Here is a 16813-nt window from a genome sequence, read left to right on the forward strand (position 1 = left end):
TAAAAAGTACAATGTACTTATGTATTTTTATATTAATTTCTTTTCAACTTTACATTGTACATCTTACATTGTACTTTGTATTGTGCTAATCCACTCACAAATAGGATCATACAGGGTATCTATATTTCCTGCTCCCACGGTAAGAAGGATGTCAAAATTTTTTTCTTTTATTTTTTCAAAAGCATCAGATAATGTTGATACTTCTTTTTTATCTAATGTTACTTTTTCCAACAGCCAGCTTGAGGTAACCCCTTCAAAGTTTTCCTGAAGTTCTCTTGCAGGGTAAATATCAAGAAGGATCAGTTCATCAGCCTTGCTTAAACTTTCTGCAAAACCATCTGCGAAATCTCTTGTTCTGCTGAAAAGATGGGGCTGGAAAGCTACCAATAGTTTTTTATCAGGGTAAAATGTTTTGATTGAGCCCATTACAGCATTAATTTCTGTAGGGTGGTGGGCATAGTCATCAATATAAATTTTACCATTCTGATAAATATGTTTTGTGTATCTTCTTTTAATTCCTTTAAAATTAGCAATTGCCTTTTTCAGCGTATCAAAATCTGCGCCTAAATTATGCAGAATAGCCAGTGCTACAGTGGCATTTTCCACATTGTGAATTCCTGGAATTTCCCAGACAAAATCTTTTATCGTTTCAGTAGGGGTATGAAAATCAAAATAGATTTTATCATGATCCATACGGAGATTATCCGAATAGTAGTCTGCGGGCTCATTTACAGCATAAGTTTGATGTCCTCTGCCGATTTCCAGTCCTTTTCTTACAAAAAGCTGTTTGTCCTGAGGTACTAAAGCTGCAAACTGTCTGAATCCTTCTTCAATATGGCTTTTATCTCCATAAATATCCAGGTGGTCAGCATCGGTAGAAGTTACTACTGCCCAGTCTGGCGACAGGTTCAGGAAGCTTCTGTCATATTCATCAGCTTCTACTACAGAATACTTGGAACCATTATACAGGAAGTTGGATTTAAAGTTTTCAGAAATTCCTCCTAAAAAGCATGAGAAAGGAAGATCTGCTTCTTTGCATAAGTGAGCCACGAGAGTAGACGTTGTTGTCTTCCCATGGGTTCCTGCAATAGCGATGCAGTCTGTATTTTCTGTAATTAATCCTAAGACTTTAGCTCTCTTTAAAACTTCAAACTGATTTTGATTGAAATAATCTAAAATTCCAAGCGTTTTGATGGCTGGGGTATAGATTACCAGTGTACTTTCTTTCTGAAGGGAAGTTATCCTTTCATCAATAAGGTCTTCAAAAACAATATCAATACCTTCGTTCATCAGATTCTGAGTTAATTTTGTATTGGTTTTATCGTAGCCCAATACTTTTTTCCCGGATGCATTGAAATAGCGTGCTAATGCACTCATTCCGATACCTCCGATTCCAACGAAGTAAAAAGTCTGATATGTTTGTAAATTATTCATTTTTTTGTCTTAATGTATTATGTACAAAGTATAATGTATTTTCTTACTCTTTACATTGTACCTTTTACTTTTTACAGTTTATTAAAAATTTCGTCTACGATCTCTTTTGCGGCATTCGGCTTGGCAAAATAGTTAAGATTGTCAGACATCTCTTTTCTTACATTTTCATTTTCGCAGATTTCTGATAATGTATTCCAGAATTTTTCCTGCATTTCAGAGTCTTTTACCATTCTTGCTGCATTTTTTTCCACCAGGTTCATGGCATTTTTGGTTTGATGATCTTCCGCTGCAAAAGGGAAAGGAACCAAAAGAACCGGCTTTTGGGCTACAGCCAACTCTGAAATGGCAATTGCTCCAGCTCTTGAAACAATGACATCAGCAGCAGAATAAGCCAGTTCCATATCTTTGATAAATTCAAGGATCTGAACATTTCCGGTGTCTATATCTTTTGTTTCGTTTATAATATCTTTATAATCAAGCTTTCCTGTCTGCCAGATCAGCTGATAATCTTTATCTACAATTTCTTTTAAATGTGATTTCCATGCATTATTCAATGTTCTGGAGCCTAAAGAACCTCCTACAGAAAGAATTGTAAGTTTGTCTTTATTTAATCCCATTTTTTCTTTTGCCTGAGCGGTATCCTGCATTCCTGAAATAATATTTTCACGAATCGGGTTTCCCAGAAATTTTATTTTTTCTGCCGGAAAACCTTCTACTTTTGGGTAAGCGGTGAAGACAGCTTTCGCTTTTTTGCTTAAAATTTTATTTGTTACTCCTGCATGAGCATTTTGTTCCTGTATGAAAATAGGAATTCCCATTTTGCTTGCTTCATAAAGAGCGGGCCCGCTGGCAAATCCTCCTGTTCCTACTGCGAAATCGGGAGCGAAGTTTTTAATAATCCTTTTGGATTTTGATAAGCTTTTCAGAATCTTAAAAGGCAGTCCCAGATTGGATAAAAGATTTCCTCTATCGATTCCGGCAATATCAATTCCTTCAATTTTATAGCCTGCCTGAGGAACTTTTTCCATTTCCATTTTCCCATTGGCCCCAATGAACAAAAATTCTGCATCAGGAAATCTCTTTCTGATTTCATCAGCAATAGCGATGGCTGGGAAGATGTGTCCTCCTGTTCCTCCGCCTGATAATAGTATTTTCAATTTTTTGTCCATGTTAAGCGATATCGTTTATTTCTGCTATACTTTGTTTTTTACCCATTCCTTCTTCATCATAAATCTGAATCCTTGAGCTTATATTTAAAATAATACCTAACTGCAAATAGGTTACCAGCATTGAGGTTCCTCCATAGCTGATCAAAGGCAGCGGCTGTCCAGTTACCGGGATCAGATTCACCGCAACGGCTATGTTTACCGAGAGCTGAATAAAGATCATTACCCCGAGGCTGAGCACGAGCAACGATCCGAAAAATGCCGGCATCTTGCTGGCAATCATTACAATCCTTATCATCATGATCAGGTATAAACTGATCAGAAAAGCGGCTCCAATCACTCCGTATTCCTCTACAATGACCGCGAAAATAAAGTCGGAGGCAGATTGTGGAAGCATTTGTTTCAATGCACTTTTTCCTGGCCCCATACCTGTAATCCCACCATGTACAATGGCTGCTTTGGCCTGCATTACCTGATAGTTTTTCGCTTTTACACTTTCATCATCCACATCAGCTGATTTTGCTTTGCTGGAAGTAAATGTTTCTACACGGCTCATCCATGTGTGAACACGGTTACCACCAATCATATTGGTATTCAGCGCTATTAATAAAAATAGAACAATGGCTACAAATGATGCTGAGATAAACCCTGCAATGTATTTCCAGTGAAGCTGTCCTATGATAAGTACCACTACGGAAACCATTAAAATCATTAATGCCGTAGAACCGTTATCTTTGGCTACCAGTACAAAAACAAGAAGGATAGGCCCGAAAATATACATGATATTCTCTATCGGAAGCCTTTCTCTGGTAATTTTTTTGGTTAAATATCTACAGAGATAGATGATTAACATTAAGAAAGCAAATGATGAAGGCTGGAAAGAGATAGGTGTTCCCGGGATTTTTAACCATCTGGAAGCACTGGCTCCGTCAATGGTTTGTCCGGTAAACATGGTAACGATCAATAAAACAATCATAAGGCCGAGCAGAATACTGCTGAGCTTTCCGATGTATTCATATTTTATTGTTCCTACCAGTCTCATAATGGCTAAACCTAAGACTACAAAGAACATATGCTTGATAACGTGACCTGTTGTAGTTCCGTTATTGACAATATATTCAAGATTTGAACTTGCAGAGTATACGGGGAAAATAGAGAAAATGGAGATCACAAGGATGACCATCCAAAGTACTTTATCGCCCTTTAGAAATTCAAATCTGCTTTCTGTGTTCTGTTCGTCCATAATTTTGTATTGATGTATGATGTACAAAGTAAAATGTACTTTTTACATCTGACATTTTACATTTTTACTTTAATACCTGCTCTTTAAACTGGCGTCCTCTGTCTTCATAGCTTTTGAACAAGTCAAAGCTTGCACAGCACGGAGATAATAGGACGGTATCGCCTTTTTTAGCCAATGATTTTGAAATTCTCACCGCTTCTTCCATGCTTGAAGTATCATAAATAACTTCTTTTTTGTCTTTAAAGAAATCTATGATCTTCTTATTATCTACCCCAAGGCAAACAATTGCCTTTACTTTTCTTTTGACTAAATCTTCAATTTCAGTATAGTCATTTCCTTTATCCAGTCCACCAACAATCCATACGGTTGGTGTTTTCATACTTTCTAAGGCATAATATGTAGCGTTCACATTGGTTGCCTTACTGTCATTGATGTATTTTACGCTATCAATTTCAGTCACAAACTCCAATCTGTGTTCTACAGCCTGGAATGTCATCAATGAATGTCTGATGCTTTCATTGTTGATTTGTAATATTTTACCGGCAATAGAGGCGGCTAAGCTGTTGGCAACGTTGTGATTTCCCAATAGAGACAATTCATCAACTTTCATTGCGAATTCGTCTTTCATTTTCACCACAATTTCATCTTCATTAATGAAACCTCCTTCAGGTAGTTTCTCTTTGGTAGAGAAAGGAATCATTTTAGCTTTTATTTCAAGCTTTTCAAGAAGGCTTTTGCTCATTTCATCATCCTTATTGTAGATGAAGAAATTATCATTTTCCTGATTTTCCGTGATTCTGAATTTTGCCAACGCATATTCTTCATAGTTGTAGTTGTACTGATCCAGGTGATCCTGAGACAGATTCAACAATAAAGAAATATAGGGTCTGAAGTTCTGAATATCATCTAACTGGAAAGAACTTACTTCCAGTACATAATATTCATGGTTTTCATCTGCAACCTGTTTGGCAAAGCTGTATCCTATGTTTCCTCCCAAACCGACATTCAATCCGTCATTTTTCAGGATGTAATAGATCAGGGAAGTAGTGGTTGTTTTTCCGTTGCTTCCGGTAATGGCAATGATCTTTGCATCTGTAAATTCAGAGGCAAATTCAATTTCAGAGGAAAGTCTGATTCCTTTGTCATGAATTTTGTTGATGATGTCTGCCTTTTTCGGAATTCCCGGGCTTTTTACGATCCAGTCAGCATTTAAAATCCTTTCTTCGTCGTGATTTCCTTCTTCAAATTCAATTTCATTATCGATAAGAAACTGCTTATAGTTATCCTTAATAGCTCCTTTATCTGAAAGAAATACTTCCAGACCTTTCTTTTTAGCCAAATAAGCAGCACCACATCCGCTTTCTCCACCTCCTAAAACAACTATTTTCATATTTATTCTTTTGTAAAATGTAAAATGTAAAACGTACAATGTATCTGGTGTCTTTTTACATTAATACTTTTTACTTTTTACAAAATTTATCTCATTTTTAGTGTGATCAGACATACAATAGCCAATATTACTCCGATGATGATCATTCTGTTCACGATTTTACTTTCGTGGAATCCGTCTTTCTGATAATGATGATGTAATGGTGACATTTTGAATAGTCTATTGTTTTGGGCATATTCCAGCCCGTATTTTCTTTTTCTGTATTTGAAAACAACTACCTGAAGCATTACAGACAGGTTTTCAATTAAGAAGATTCCGCATAATACAGGAATCAGCAATTCTTTTCTTAAAATAATAGCTAAAACAGCAATGACTCCTCCCAGCATCAGACTTCCGGTATCTCCCATGAAAACCTGTGCAGGATAGGTATTGTACCAGAAGAACCCGATCACGGCACCTACCATTGCCACGGCAAAAATGGTGGTTTCTCCCATATTGGGAAGGAACATGATATTGAGATAATCTGCAAAGATGATATTCCCTGATAGGTAGGCGAAAAGAGCCAGTGTGAGCAGTATAATGGCACTTGTTCCTGCGGCGAGGCCGTCAATTCCATCTGTGATATTGGCTCCGTTTGAAACAGCGGTTACAATGAAGATCACAATGGGAATAAAGACAATCCATGCCCACTCATGGGCATCTTTATCATTCATCCAGAATAAAATTCCACTATAATCGAATTCGTTATTCTTTGCAAAAGGTACAGTGGAAACGGTGATTTTTTCTGTAGGCATAAAGTTTTGCTCTACATTGTTTCTGTTCACCACCTTAGCATCTGCATATTTTCTTTTAACAGTAATATCCGGGTGGAAATACATTGTAATTCCGACAATTAGCCCTAAACCAACCTGTCCTACAATTTTGAATTTACCACTTAAACCGTCTTTATTTTTTTTGATTTTCTTTAAATAATCATCAAGGAAACCAATTGCACCCATCCAAAACATTGAAACCAGCAGCAGAACAATATACACATTGGTAATTCTTGTAAACAGCAATACCGGGATGATGGTTGCCAAAATAATGATAAGACCTCCCATGGTAGGAGTTCCTTCTTTTTGTTTCTGTCCATCCAATCCAAGATCACGTACCAATTCTCCCATTTGTTTTGTTCTCAGGTAATTGATTACTCTTTTTCCGTAGACAAGAGCAATAATAAGGGAGAATAATACAGCCATTCCGGCACGGAAGGAAATGTATTTCAACAATCCTAATCCCGGAACGTGAATTCCATGGTTGGTTAGATATTCGTATAGATAGTATAGCATGTTTCTATTTTTTTATTATTTAAAAATTTAATTTATTTAAAGATTTAAAGATTGGGTTTCTCAATATTTTCACTTAAATACTTAATAAAGTTTGATATGTTTGAAGAAATCTCTCTTGAAAGGGTAATGATTTCTTCCGCTTTATTTTCGTTACCTAATTTTAATCTTCTACTTACAATCAGCATACTTCTTACTTCAGCACAGCTGCCTTTTGCAATTTTTAAATATCTAATAAATTGTCTGTTATTGTTATATTCTGAGCCTTCTGCAATATTGTTGCTAATTGAAAAGCTCGCTCTTTTTATCTGGTTATTAAATTCAAATTCTTTTTCAAAACTTTGACTCTGAAGAAATGAATAAACTTTTTCAATAAGATCTAAACTTTTGATATATACTGGGAAATTTTCAAAATTCTTCGTCATCATCAAATTTTTAAATCATTAAATGAGTTTAATCTTTCAATTTATTTGGACATTAATTTCCAAAGCTCATTAATTACTTCTTTGTCGTCAAAATGATGTTTCACACCATTAATTTCCTGATAGGTCTCGTGGCCTTTTCCGGCAACTAAGATGATATCTTTAGGTTCTGCAAATTTTATTGCCATCTTTATGGCTTCTCTTCTGTCCGGAATTGAAGTGTATTTGCTGAAGTTTTGAGGTTCAACGCCTGCTTCAATTTCTTTGATGATCTGTGCAGGATCTTCTGTTCTCGGATTATCCGAAGTGATGATTGCCAATGTTGATTTTTTTGTGGCAATATTCCCCATTTCAGGTCTTTTGGAATGATCTCTGTCTCCTCCGCAGCCGAATACGGTGATTAATCTTTCGTTTTTGGTTCTGATATCGTTGATGCTGTCCAGAATGTTTTCCAATGCATCCGGAGTGTGCGCATAATCTACGATAAAGAAAATTCCCCCATCGGATTTGAATGTTTCAAATCTTCCGGAAACTCTTTTTAATTTGCTGATGGCCTGAAGAATTTCATTTTGTTGAAAACCTAGTTCTTCAGCAATTCCGAATACAAGCAACAGGTTGTATACGTTGAATTTCCCTGTCAGTGTCGTCCAGAATTCTTTTCCGTTGAAGTTCAACAGCATTCCGTTGAAATCTACTTCTAAAAGTTTTCCGTGGTAGTCTGCCATAGTTTTCAAAGCATAAGACTTCTTTTTAGCCTTAGTATTCTGAAGCATGACATTCCCGTTCTTGTCATCCACATTGGTGATGGCAATAGCTGTATCTTCCAATTCGTCAAAGAATCTTTTCTTGGTTTTTAAATATTCTTCGAACGTTTTATGATAGTCTAAATGATCATGAGTAAGATTGGTGAACCCTGCAATTTTGAAGTGTAATCCTTCAATTCTGTTTTGGGCAATTCCGTGTGAGCTTACTTCCATGAAAGCAAATTCACATCCTTTTTCCACTGCTTCAGCTAAAATCCTGTTGATCGTAATCACATCAGGTGTTGTGTGAGTAGCAGGGATAATTTCTTCACCAATTCTGATTTCAACAGTGGAAAGTAAAACTGCCGGATAGCCCAGGTTTTTGAAAACGTCAAAAAGAAGGGTTGAAACAGATGTTTTTCCATTAGTTCCTGTAACCCCTATCAGTTTCAGTTTATGAGAAGGGTTTCCGTAGAAATTAGAAGCAAGGTGACCTAAGGCTTTAGATGAATCTTTTACCTTAACATACGTTACATTCTCCGCCAATGTTTCAGGGAATTCTTCGCAAACGATTGCGGAAGCCCCTTTTTCAATAGCAGATGCAATGAATGAATGACCATCCACTACTGTTCCCCTCATCGCAATGTAAAGAGAGTTTTCTGTAACTTTTCTGCTGTCGATCACCAACTCAGTAACCTCACGGTTGTTGTCACCATGGATTTCCAATACCGGGATTCTGTTTACTAATTCTGTTATAATCATCTTTATCAATAAGGCGTTGCCTTATTTTTGTTTTAAATCCTTATTTAATTTTGCAGAGACAAATAAATTCTCTGGTTCTTACTGATCGTTGTGCCTTCCAGAGGGAATTGTTCTTTAATTCTTCCTACTCCTTTATAATCGACACGGTAGCCTAAATTTTCCAATTGTGGGATAACGTTTTTACCAATTAATCCTACTACATTGGGCATTTGCTTATCATTTACTGCTACTTTGACATTAGGTTCAACCATTTTGTTTAGGTTTACCTTTTTGTCTACAAGCATTTCTTTTTCAATATTTTGAGGTGTTTTCAGGAATGTTTTTCCTGCAATTTCCTTAAACACCGGTGCTGAAACGGAACCTCCATAAAAACCTTTTGCGGTGTTGGGCTCACTAATCATTACATAGCATGTATATTTTGGAGCGTCTGCTGGATAGAATCCTGCAAATGAGGCACGGTACTTCATCGGGCCAGGCAGCCAGTATTCAAATCTTGCGGTACCTGTTTTTCCTGCCATTTTCAGGTTAGGGGTAAAAATGCTTCGTCCGGTTCCTTTTTCCACGGCTTTGGTTAAAGCACTGGTCATCATTTTAATTGCTTTTTCAGATGCCATTTTGTTTACCATGATTTCAGGCTTGGCATTGTACATTACCTTTCCGTCTTTCATGATTTTATCAATGAATAAAGGCTTAAGCATTTTTCCTCCGTTAGCCACTCCGTTGTAGAAGGTGGTCAGCTGCAGCAGGTTGATGTTAGAAGAATATCCGTAAGAAATAGAAGCCAGTGTAGCGGCATTCCATCTTTTATTTTGTGGAGTTACAATTTTCGGTTTTGTGATTCCCGGAAGTTCTATATCCATCTTGTCGAATAATTTCCAACGTTTCAGGTGGTCAAGGAAGATCTGTGGTTTTTCTGCATAATACTTTGTGATCAGTTTTGATGTTCCTACGTTACTGGATTTTGCCAATACATCACTGATATCGTAAGTTCCACCTCCATGGCCATCAGAGATTCTCTGTTTTGCATAGACCCAAACTCCGTTTCCGACGTTTACTGTCGTATTTTCATCGATGAATCCATCGTCCATTGCCGCCAGAAGGGAAATGGTTTTAAAAGTAGATCCAGGCTCGATATTATCTTTCAGAGCATAGTTGTAAGAGTCTTCGTATTCTCCTTCTTCTGTTCTTCTTAAATTAACAAGAGCACGTACTTTTCCGGTTTCCACTTCCATGACAATTACGGTTCCGTGTTTAGCTTCGAAATTAATCAGTTGCTTCTCGAGAGCAGAGTGTGCAATGTCTTGAATTCTAAGGTCTAAGGTGGTGTATACATCTTCTCCGTCTACGGGTTCCTGGACTTTCCAGAAGTCAATAGGTTTCCATTGAGATGAATTGATTCTCTGTTCTAATCTTTTACCATCTGTTCCGGTTAAATATTTTGAGAAAGCACCTTCCAGTCCGGATTTAAGCTCACCGTTATCCATACCGATGGTTCCTGCCCCAATTTCTGAGGTGGCCAATTCTCTTTTATAGTTTCGGTCAACAATAAATCCTCCTTTATTTTTCCCTTTTTTGAAGATTGGGAATTTTCTGATTCTGTCATATTGATCGAAATCCAGTCCTTTTACCAAAGTGTAGTACTGGTTTTTCTTTTTCTTCTGCTCGTCAAACTTCTGTCTGAATTCTCCTCTGGATTTTCCAAACATCTTGCTTAGAGAATCTGTCAGTGCACCAATGTTGTTGGAGTACACCGTATCTTTCATGGTTTTGAAATCAAGATAGATGTCATACCGCATTACTGTGGTTGCGAGAATAGAACCGTCAGATGCAAAAAGATTACCTCGGGCAGCCTTTAAAGTGGCTTCACGATAGTTTTTATTAATGTAATCATCTTTAATTTCCTGGACATTGGTATTCTGAAGGATAACAATCCTTGCCAAGAACATTACAAACACGCACAAAGCTACCACTGCAAAGAGGTAGCCCCATCGTAACGTTTTCTTACGTTTATTGTCGTATTCATTTTGCTTTTGCATCTGTACTATCCAGTTTTATTAGCAATTTGTGAGGGTGGTTTTCCAGGGTCATTAATGAATCCCGGGCAACCTCTTTCCCCAGCTCTGATTCCATTTTCACTTTGATCAGCTTACTCTGGGCGTAAGCATTTCTCGATTTGTATTCCTCTGTTTCTTCCTTTAAGGCGTTTACAATTTTTATTTTTTTATTGACGAGATGGTTGGTATAAATCATGGCCATCATCAGAACAAACAATAGGAGAAAATACCTGTAATGTATTTTGATCTCATCACGATTCAGAAAGTTTCCTTTTATAATGTCTATAAAAGTGAGTCTTTTCTGGGGGCGATTTGTTGTTCTTTTTGCCACAGCTTTTTTATAATTGATTAATGATAAAAGATAATTGATATCGTTTATCACTTATGATTTATCATTTATACCTTTATTCCTGTTCTCATCTTGGCACTTCTTGCTCTCGAGTTTTCTTCAATTTCCTTGTCATCAGGAATGATTGCTTTACTCTTTATCAATTCGAATGCCTTTTTATAATTTCCGTAGATATCTCTTGCCGGTTCTCCTTCGAACATTCCGTTTTTCAGGAATCTCTTTACCAAACGGTCTTCCAGAGAGTGGTAAGAAATAACGACCAATCTTCCTTCTGGTTTTAAGACATTGAATGCCTGAACCAGCATTTCTTTTAATACCTCAAGTTCCTGGTTGACCTCAATTCTTATCGCCTGAAAAAGTTGAGCATAGAACTTATTAACCTTGTGAGGCGGGATATAGCTGAACATTTTTTTCAGATCTTCCGTAGTTTCTATACTTTTTGTTTTTCTGTGGTGAACAATTTCTCTCGCCAGCTTTCTCGCTTCTCTTAATTCTCCGTAATGGTAGAAAAGGTCTGCAAGTTCTTCCTCTCCATATTCATTGATCACTCTCTTAGCGTCCAGATTCTGCATTACATTCATCCTCATATCCAAAGGAGCATTGCTTCTTGTGGAGAATCCTCTGTCTGCTTCGTCAAACTGATGAGATGACACACCTAAGTCTGCCAAGACACCATCCACCTGTGAAATTCCATACATCAGCAATGAGTTTTCCAGAAATCTGAAATTCTGATTAACCAATGTAAAACGTGAATCATCAATTGTATTTTTAAGTGCATCCAGGTCCTGATCAAAACTGAACAATCTCCCTTTATCGGAAAGTCTGCTCAAGATTTCTCTTGAATGGCCTCCGCCTCCAAAGGTGCAGTCCACATATATTCCGTCAGGATTCGTTACCAAATCATCAACACTCTGCTTCAACAAAACGGGGTTATGATACATGCTTAATTGTGTTTTTTATTTACTATATAATCAATTAATAACCTACAGTTATTCTTCATCGAAAGAGCCCATCACATCTTCGGCAAGGCTTGCAAAATCAGCCTCATTAGTAGCAATTACCTTTTCATAAGCTTCTTTGTCCCAAATCTCGAAGAGTTCTCCTGCACTGGTGATCACAATCTCTTTTTGGAGATTTGCGAAAACCGTCAGGTCTTTAGAGATCTGTAGTCTTCCTGCATTGTCTAATTCTACTGTTTTTACTCCTGCCGTAAACATTCGTATGAAATCAGCATTCTTTTTTATGAATCTGTTCAGTTTATTAATTTTGCCCATCAGTTTGTCCCATGCATTCATAGGATAAACTTCCAGACAAGGTTGGAACACAGATCTTTTGACTACAAACGCCTTATCATCGAAGTCTTCCATCTGTTTGATTAAAGATGAAGGAACTTTTAAGCGGCCTTTGTCGTCAATTTTACACTCATATGTCCCAATGAAATTTTTCATTTGGGACAAATTTATATAATAATTTCCAAAATTTCCCACTTTTTCCCACTTTTTGACTCAATGTTAATAAGTTTTATTAAAGATTGAATTTCAATAATGTAAAATACTGATATGAAGGGACTTGTTGAAAGTGCTATTTATGCCATAATAAAGCCGTTTTGAAAAAAAAAGTTAAAAAGGAGAATATTATATTATTTTTATCTTAAATTAGGATAATCAAAATTTTTTTGAGGTTTAATTTGTATTTTTGCAGGGCTTTATTAAGGCGTTTTATGATATTTAGTACAAAAAAAGAAAAGAAATATTCCTATGTAGAAGCGGGAGAAGGACATCCATTAGTGCTGTTGCACGGGTTAATGGGTGGTTTGAGTAATTTCGATAAAATGGTAGATTTTTTTTCGGATAGAGGCTTCAAAGTATATGTTCCTCAGTTGCCGATCTATGATCTGCCGGTACTCAATACGAATCTTACCACTATCGCAAAATATATTATCAAGTTTATAGAGAGCCATATTTCCGGTCCTGTTACTATTGTAGGAAACTCAATGGGAGGACATGTAGGGCTTATTCTGACTTTGGCAAGACCTGATCTGGTAAAAAATCTGGTTCTTACAGGAAGCTCCGGACTATATGAAAGAACTTTCGGGGACAGTTTTCCGAGAAAGAACGACCGTTCTTACATCAGAAAGAAGACGGAAGAAGTTTTCTATGATCCTACGGTGGCCACAGAAGATCTTGTAGATGAAGTTTTTGCAGTAGTGAATGACAGAATGAAAGGAATCAAGACCGTAATGCTGGCAAGAAGTGCCATCAAACACAATATGCTGAACGATCTTCCGAAGATTGTGACACCTACCTGCCTGATCTGGGGTAAACAGGATAATGTAACACCTCCGGAAGTGGCAGAAGATATGCACAAGTTTATTCCTAATTCTGATTTATTCTGGATTGATAAATGCGGGCATGCCGCGATGATGGAAAAACCAGAAGAGTTCAATGAAATCCTATACAACTGGGTAAAAGATAAAGTTTAAAACATATAAATAACCATTAAGAGCTTTTCTTAATGGTTTATTTTTCTAAAATACATTCAAAAATGATTATTAAAACAGCAGCTTTTGTAAAGAGTAGTGGAAAATGGCAGGAATGCCCTGAACCCAATATTCCTGAATATGCTTTTATCGGAAGGTCAAACGTGGGAAAATCATCACTCATCAATGCGATGATGAACCATAAAGATTTGGCTAAAACTTCGGGAACTCCGGGAAAAACTCAGCTGATCAATCATTTTTTGGTGAATGAGAACTGGTATCTTACGGATTTACCAGGATATGGGTATGCAAAGGTTTCAAAAGTTCAGCGAAAGGATTTTGAAAAACTGATCACGAACTATATTCTGAACAGAAGAAACCTTGTCAATCTTTTTGTATTGGTAGATATAAGACACACTCCACAGAAAATAGACCTGGAATTTATCCAATGGTGTGGGGAAAGTGGAATCCCGTTTTCCATTGTATTTACAAAGGCTGATAAGCTAAAGCCGAATGTTGCCGTTAAAAATGTTGAAGATTATAAAACTGAACTTCATAAGAGCTGGGAAGATCTTCCTGAACTGTATATTACCTCAGCAGAAAAGAAAGAAGGAGGAGACAACATTCTTAATTTTATACAAAAGACCAATGAATTTCTAACGAATAATAATATAAGTTTCGATGAGTAATATGGTCTGGAAAATCAAAACGTTTGATGAGTTCACTGTTCCGGAATTGTATTCGGTACTGAAGGCGCGTATTGATGTTTTCGTTATTGAGCAGAACTGTCCTTATCCTGATTTGGATAATTATGATCAGAAAGCCGTTCACATCTGGGCAGAAGAAGACGGACAGGTACTGGCATACTGCCGTGTCTTTGACAAAGGAATAAAGTATGATGAAACTTCCTTCGGCAGGGTGCTGACTACAGAGCAGGCAAGAGGAAAAAGCCTGGGAAAACAGTTAATACAATATGCTGTAGAAACCATAGAAAACCGGTTTCATACTTCTGAAATCAAAATATCTGCACAGGATTATCTGTTAAGATTCTATAGTGGATTCGGATTTGTGGATACAGGGAAAAAATATCTGGAAGATGATATTCCCCATACGGAAATGATAAGAAAATAAAAAAAGCGAGGAATTAAATTTCCTCGCTTTTTTATAGTTAAATATATTGGAACGTGTTTTTTATTTCCCTGAAATAGCTTTTAATATAATTGGCTCCAGATTGGATGGGAGATCAGCAGATTTGATCTGATACTTTTTAATTTTCATTTCTTTAAACCAATTTTCCCAATATTGCTTAATGACAGCTTCTTCAAAAGGATTACCTTTTTCCGGATTGATTCCTAAAACAATGACTTCGAGATTACTCAGATTTTCATTTGCTTTTACAAAGCCATAGCCATTTTTTTCAATAGTATCTTTAAAACTAGATGTTGTTAAGTTATTAGCTTTTATAAGTTTGCTTGTTAAATAAGAAGTTCTATATGATTTTTCATTTTTTTCTTCAAACTTAGTGTTTTGATGATACATATAACCGTCGGTCAAAATGAAAAGGATGTTTCTGCGATCACCTTTTATGCAATAATCTTTCACTTTATTTTTGAAAAACTCCCAGATATCGGATCCAACATATTTTCCATCTTTAATTGCTGAATTATAGATCTTTAAAGGTAATTCCGAATATTTTTTATCTACGGAATCAAAATAATTTCTTGGAGTATCTTTATTGAAAGAAACTTTCAGCTCTTTTGTAAGTTCATTCATTTTCGGGTCTGAAGGCTCTGGGTTGAAGAAAACCTGCATCTGATCATCATAGGTGATAATTCTTTTTGATTTAATATGGTTTAAAAGTCCTTTCTCAATGGCCTTGATATATTCTGTGTCCCTTTGGTAATATTCCATTGTAGGATTTGGATTTGTATTAGGATCAATTCTGTCGGATAAATCAATCAAAATACTGACATTGATATTGTTTGAGTCAACAACAATAGAATCCTTATTTTCTGTAATTGTTCCGTCGTTTTTGCTTTTGCGACAAGAAACCAAAGAAATGATCATTAATAAATAAAGTAATTTTTTCATAATCTGTGATGTTATAAAGATGATAAATAAACTAAATTTTGATTATCAGAATTAGCTCCCACAGTTTCCAGATTGGTATTGTAAGTGGCGATGCAGTCATCAATCATCGTTTGTTTTTCTGTTCTTGATACTGCTATTTTTTCACCGATATAAGTGATCCAGCCCTGAACATATTCCGACGCATACAATTTGTAATCTTTGGTCGGAATAATGACCCCGTCAATAATATTTTGAAGTTCTTCGATTCTTCCTCGAGTTTTGATTACGGTTTCTTTTATGATTCCGATGTTGGAAAGGGTTTCTTCAATTTCTTTTTTTAAAACATTGATTTTATCCTGGAAGAATTCGATCCTTTTTTGTCTGATTTCCTGTTCGTTCCTGATCTTGTCTTTTTCACGATGCTCTTTCATAACAAAATCAAAAACCAGCCCCCAAATAATGTAAACAATGAATCCGGCAAAAATAATCCCCCAAAACTGAATTTTGGTAAAAGCAATATTAATATTGAACGGAGGAGATTCAAAAGTTTTGTTTAATTCATATAATTTTGATTCAATTTCGTAGGCTAAAATGCAATCAAAAATAAATGTAACGATAAATAATAATCCCAACTTGATATAGTTTGCCCTCGTTTTATTCTCCCAGAACATGTGAATCAAGTAACCCAGCCCCAGGAATACAAAGGGAATCAAAGTTACGAAAGCTCCTTCAATAACACCTTCGTTCCAAGCTTTGCTGAAAGCTTGTGCATCTAAAACACTTTGGATAACCGTACTTTTTGCATCAAAGCTTTTGAAAAAGGCCGAGTAAGATGTTGAAATATAAAATGTTCCTAAATATAATGTAATGGGAATCAGTATAATAAAGCCGATCCAGAATTTTGCAGATGCACCTCTTGTAGCTTTTACATTGTATTTTTCCGGGTTTCTGGGAAGATCTAAGATTTCGGCTTTTAATGTTTCAATGGTATGCTGATGATTCTCAATTTCTGTACTCTTGTTTTGTAATTGTTCCTCTTTGGTCTCCTGTGAAACGAATAAAGCTTTAATTTCAGTTTCCCGGTTCTTCTGTTCATTTACATAGGATTCTTTTAGATTTTTCTGTTTTTCAACCATTTCTTTTTCTTCATTCTGAAATTTTGAATAAACGGCATCCAAGCAGATAGATAGGGTCGAATGATTTCCGTTGGTTCGTGAGCTGTCTCTGTATCCCGATTCATGATAGGTTCTTTTCCGGGTTTCTTCCAGAGACTCATCCTTCAGATTGTCACTATTTTGAGGAAGCGGCTCCGGTTTAGGTTCTATCGGAACAGATTTGAGTTTAAATAAATTTTTTATACTTGTAGTTTCCATGAT

16 protein-coding genes are annotated in these 16813 nt (G+C 36.3%); 3 read left to right on the forward strand and 13 right to left on the reverse strand.

All coding sequences use genetic code 11. The features are described from left to right. Positions 1 to 63: 63 nt before the first annotated feature. The 11 genes from murC to mraZ all read right to left on the reverse strand — a co-directional run bounded on the left by murC (position 64) and on the right by mraZ (position 12336). Complete coding sequence (murC, locus tag JOE44_RS17650; RefSeq protein WP_209786589.1) at positions 64 to 1434, reverse strand: UDP-N-acetylmuramate--L-alanine ligase; 1371 nt, start codon at positions 1432 to 1434, stop codon at positions 64 to 66. Positions 1435 to 1505: 71 nt separating this feature from the next. Next, on the reverse strand, positions 1506 to 2603 hold the full coding sequence (gene murG / locus JOE44_RS17655) for an undecaprenyldiphospho-muramoylpentapeptide beta-N-acetylglucosaminyltransferase (protein WP_209786590.1): 1098 nt from the start codon (positions 2601 to 2603) through the stop codon (positions 1506 to 1508). A 1-nt stretch (position 2604) separates the two neighbouring features. After that, positions 2605 to 3843 carry an FtsW/RodA/SpoVE family cell cycle protein gene (locus JOE44_RS17660; protein ID WP_034694212.1) on the reverse strand — a complete coding sequence of 413 codons (1239 nt, stop codon included), beginning with the start codon at positions 3841 to 3843 and terminating at the stop codon, positions 2605 to 2607. Between the two features lie 64 nt (positions 3844 to 3907). Then, positions 3908 to 5233 carry a UDP-N-acetylmuramoyl-L-alanine--D-glutamate ligase gene (gene murD, locus JOE44_RS17665; RefSeq protein WP_209786591.1) on the reverse strand — a complete coding sequence of 442 codons (1326 nt, stop codon included), beginning with the start codon at positions 5231 to 5233 and terminating at the stop codon, positions 3908 to 3910. Positions 5234 to 5319: 86 nt separating this feature from the next. Continuing rightward, positions 5320 to 6561, reverse strand: a complete 1242-nt coding sequence (gene mraY / locus JOE44_RS17670) for a phospho-N-acetylmuramoyl-pentapeptide-transferase (RefSeq protein WP_209786592.1) — start codon at positions 6559 to 6561, stop codon at positions 5320 to 5322. A gap of 44 nt (positions 6562 to 6605) precedes the next feature. Beyond that, positions 6606 to 6983 (reverse strand): four helix bundle protein, encoded by a 378-nt coding sequence (locus JOE44_RS17675; protein WP_209786593.1) that lies wholly within the window; start codon positions 6981 to 6983, stop codon positions 6606 to 6608. Positions 6984 to 7024: 41 nt separating this feature from the next. Continuing rightward, a complete protein-coding gene (locus tag JOE44_RS17680) occupies positions 7025 to 8485 on the reverse strand; it encodes a UDP-N-acetylmuramoyl-L-alanyl-D-glutamate--2,6-diaminopimelate ligase (RefSeq protein WP_209786594.1) in 1461 nt (486 codons plus the stop codon). A 44-nt stretch (positions 8486 to 8529) separates the two neighbouring features. Then, positions 8530 to 10521 carry a penicillin-binding transpeptidase domain-containing protein gene (locus tag JOE44_RS17685; protein ID WP_209786595.1) on the reverse strand — a complete coding sequence of 664 codons (1992 nt, stop codon included), beginning with the start codon at positions 10519 to 10521 and terminating at the stop codon, positions 8530 to 8532. Continuing rightward, entirely contained in the window at positions 10505 to 10870 is a 366-nt protein-coding gene (locus JOE44_RS17690; protein WP_034693891.1) for an FtsL-like putative cell division protein, read from the reverse strand. Before JOE44_RS17690 ends, JOE44_RS17685 begins: the two co-directional genes overlap by 17 nt. A 65-nt stretch (positions 10871 to 10935) precedes the next feature. Beyond that, positions 10936 to 11829: a 16S rRNA (cytosine(1402)-N(4))-methyltransferase RsmH gene (rsmH, locus tag JOE44_RS17695; protein ID WP_209786596.1), complete on the reverse strand. Its 894-nt coding sequence runs from the start codon at positions 11827 to 11829 to the stop codon at positions 10936 to 10938. A 48-nt stretch (positions 11830 to 11877) separates the two neighbouring features. After that, on the reverse strand, positions 11878 to 12336 hold the full coding sequence (gene mraZ, locus JOE44_RS17700; protein WP_209786597.1) for a division/cell wall cluster transcriptional repressor MraZ: 459 nt from the start codon (positions 12334 to 12336) through the stop codon (positions 11878 to 11880). Positions 12337 to 12608: 272 nt separating this feature from the next. On the opposite strand from mraZ, the gene JOE44_RS17705 reads away from it, so the two are divergent. From JOE44_RS17705 to JOE44_RS17715, 3 genes are all read left to right on the forward strand, one after another. Further along, complete coding sequence (locus JOE44_RS17705; protein ID WP_209786598.1) at positions 12609 to 13370, forward strand: alpha/beta hydrolase; 762 nt, start codon at positions 12609 to 12611, stop codon at positions 13368 to 13370. Between the two features lie 62 nt (positions 13371 to 13432). Beyond that, the gene (yihA, locus tag JOE44_RS17710; RefSeq protein WP_105683392.1) at positions 13433 to 14056 is read left to right on the forward strand and encodes a ribosome biogenesis GTP-binding protein YihA/YsxC; all 624 of its coding nucleotides are present in this window, start codon (positions 13433 to 13435) and stop codon (positions 14054 to 14056) included. Then, positions 14049 to 14498, forward strand: coding sequence for a GNAT family N-acetyltransferase (locus tag JOE44_RS17715; protein WP_105682839.1), 450 nt, complete (start codon positions 14049 to 14051; stop codon positions 14496 to 14498). The genes yihA and JOE44_RS17715 overlap by 8 nt, the downstream gene beginning before the upstream one ends. Before the next feature lie 60 nt (positions 14499 to 14558). Here the strand turns inward: JOE44_RS17715 and JOE44_RS17720 are convergent, their stop codons facing one another. Further along, complete coding sequence (locus JOE44_RS17720) at positions 14559 to 15458, reverse strand: hypothetical protein (RefSeq protein ID WP_209786599.1); 900 nt, start codon at positions 15456 to 15458, stop codon at positions 14559 to 14561. A gap of 11 nt (positions 15459 to 15469) precedes the next feature. Further along, entirely contained in the window at positions 15470 to 16810 is a 1341-nt protein-coding gene (locus JOE44_RS17725; protein WP_209786600.1) for a beta-carotene 15,15'-monooxygenase, read from the reverse strand. Positions 16811 to 16813: the final 3 nt, after the last annotated feature.

The sequence above is a fragment of the Chryseobacterium sp. PvR013 genome (assembly GCF_017833095.1).
Taxonomy (GTDB): Bacteria; Bacteroidota; Bacteroidia; order Flavobacteriales; family Weeksellaceae; genus Chryseobacterium; species Chryseobacterium culicis_A.

Coding starts and splice junctions, on each gene's coding strand:
- murC (WP_209786589.1), bottom strand. CDS start 1,434: ATGAATAATTTACAAACATATCAGACTTTTTACTTCGTTGGAATCGGA.
- murG (WP_209786590.1), bottom strand. CDS start 2,603: ATGGACAAAAAATTGAAAATACTATTATCAGGCGGAGGAACAGGAGGA.
- JOE44_RS17660 (WP_034694212.1), bottom strand. CDS start 3,843: ATGGACGAACAGAACACAGAAAGCAGATTTGAATTTCTAAAGGGCGAT.
- murD (WP_209786591.1), bottom strand. CDS start 5,233: ATGAAAATAGTTGTTTTAGGAGGTGGAGAAAGCGGATGTGGTGCTGCT.
- mraY (WP_209786592.1), bottom strand. CDS start 6,561: ATGCTATACTATCTATACGAATATCTAACCAACCATGGAATTCACGTT.
- JOE44_RS17675 (WP_209786593.1), bottom strand. CDS start 6,983: ATGACGAAGAATTTTGAAAATTTCCCAGTATATATCAAAAGTTTAGAT.
- JOE44_RS17680 (WP_209786594.1), bottom strand. CDS start 8,485: ATGATTATAACAGAATTAGTAAACAGAATCCCGGTATTGGAAATCCAT.
- JOE44_RS17685 (WP_209786595.1), bottom strand. CDS start 10,521: ATGCAAAAGCAAAATGAATACGACAATAAACGTAAGAAAACGTTACGA.
- rsmH (WP_209786596.1), bottom strand. CDS start 11,829: ATGTATCATAACCCCGTTTTGTTGAAGCAGAGTGTTGATGATTTGGTA.
- mraZ (WP_209786597.1), bottom strand. CDS start 12,336: ATGAAAAATTTCATTGGGACATATGAGTGTAAAATTGACGACAAAGGC.
- JOE44_RS17705 (WP_209786598.1), top strand. CDS start 12,609: ATGATATTTAGTACAAAAAAAGAAAAGAAATATTCCTATGTAGAAGCG.
- yihA (WP_105683392.1), top strand. CDS start 13,433: ATGATTATTAAAACAGCAGCTTTTGTAAAGAGTAGTGGAAAATGGCAG.
- JOE44_RS17715 (WP_105682839.1), top strand. CDS start 14,049: ATGAGTAATATGGTCTGGAAAATCAAAACGTTTGATGAGTTCACTGTT.
- JOE44_RS17720 (WP_209786599.1), bottom strand. CDS start 15,458: ATGAAAAAATTACTTTATTTATTAATGATCATTTCTTTGGTTTCTTGT.
- JOE44_RS17725 (WP_209786600.1), bottom strand. CDS start 16,810: ATGGAAACTACAAGTATAAAAAATTTATTTAAACTCAAATCTGTTCCG.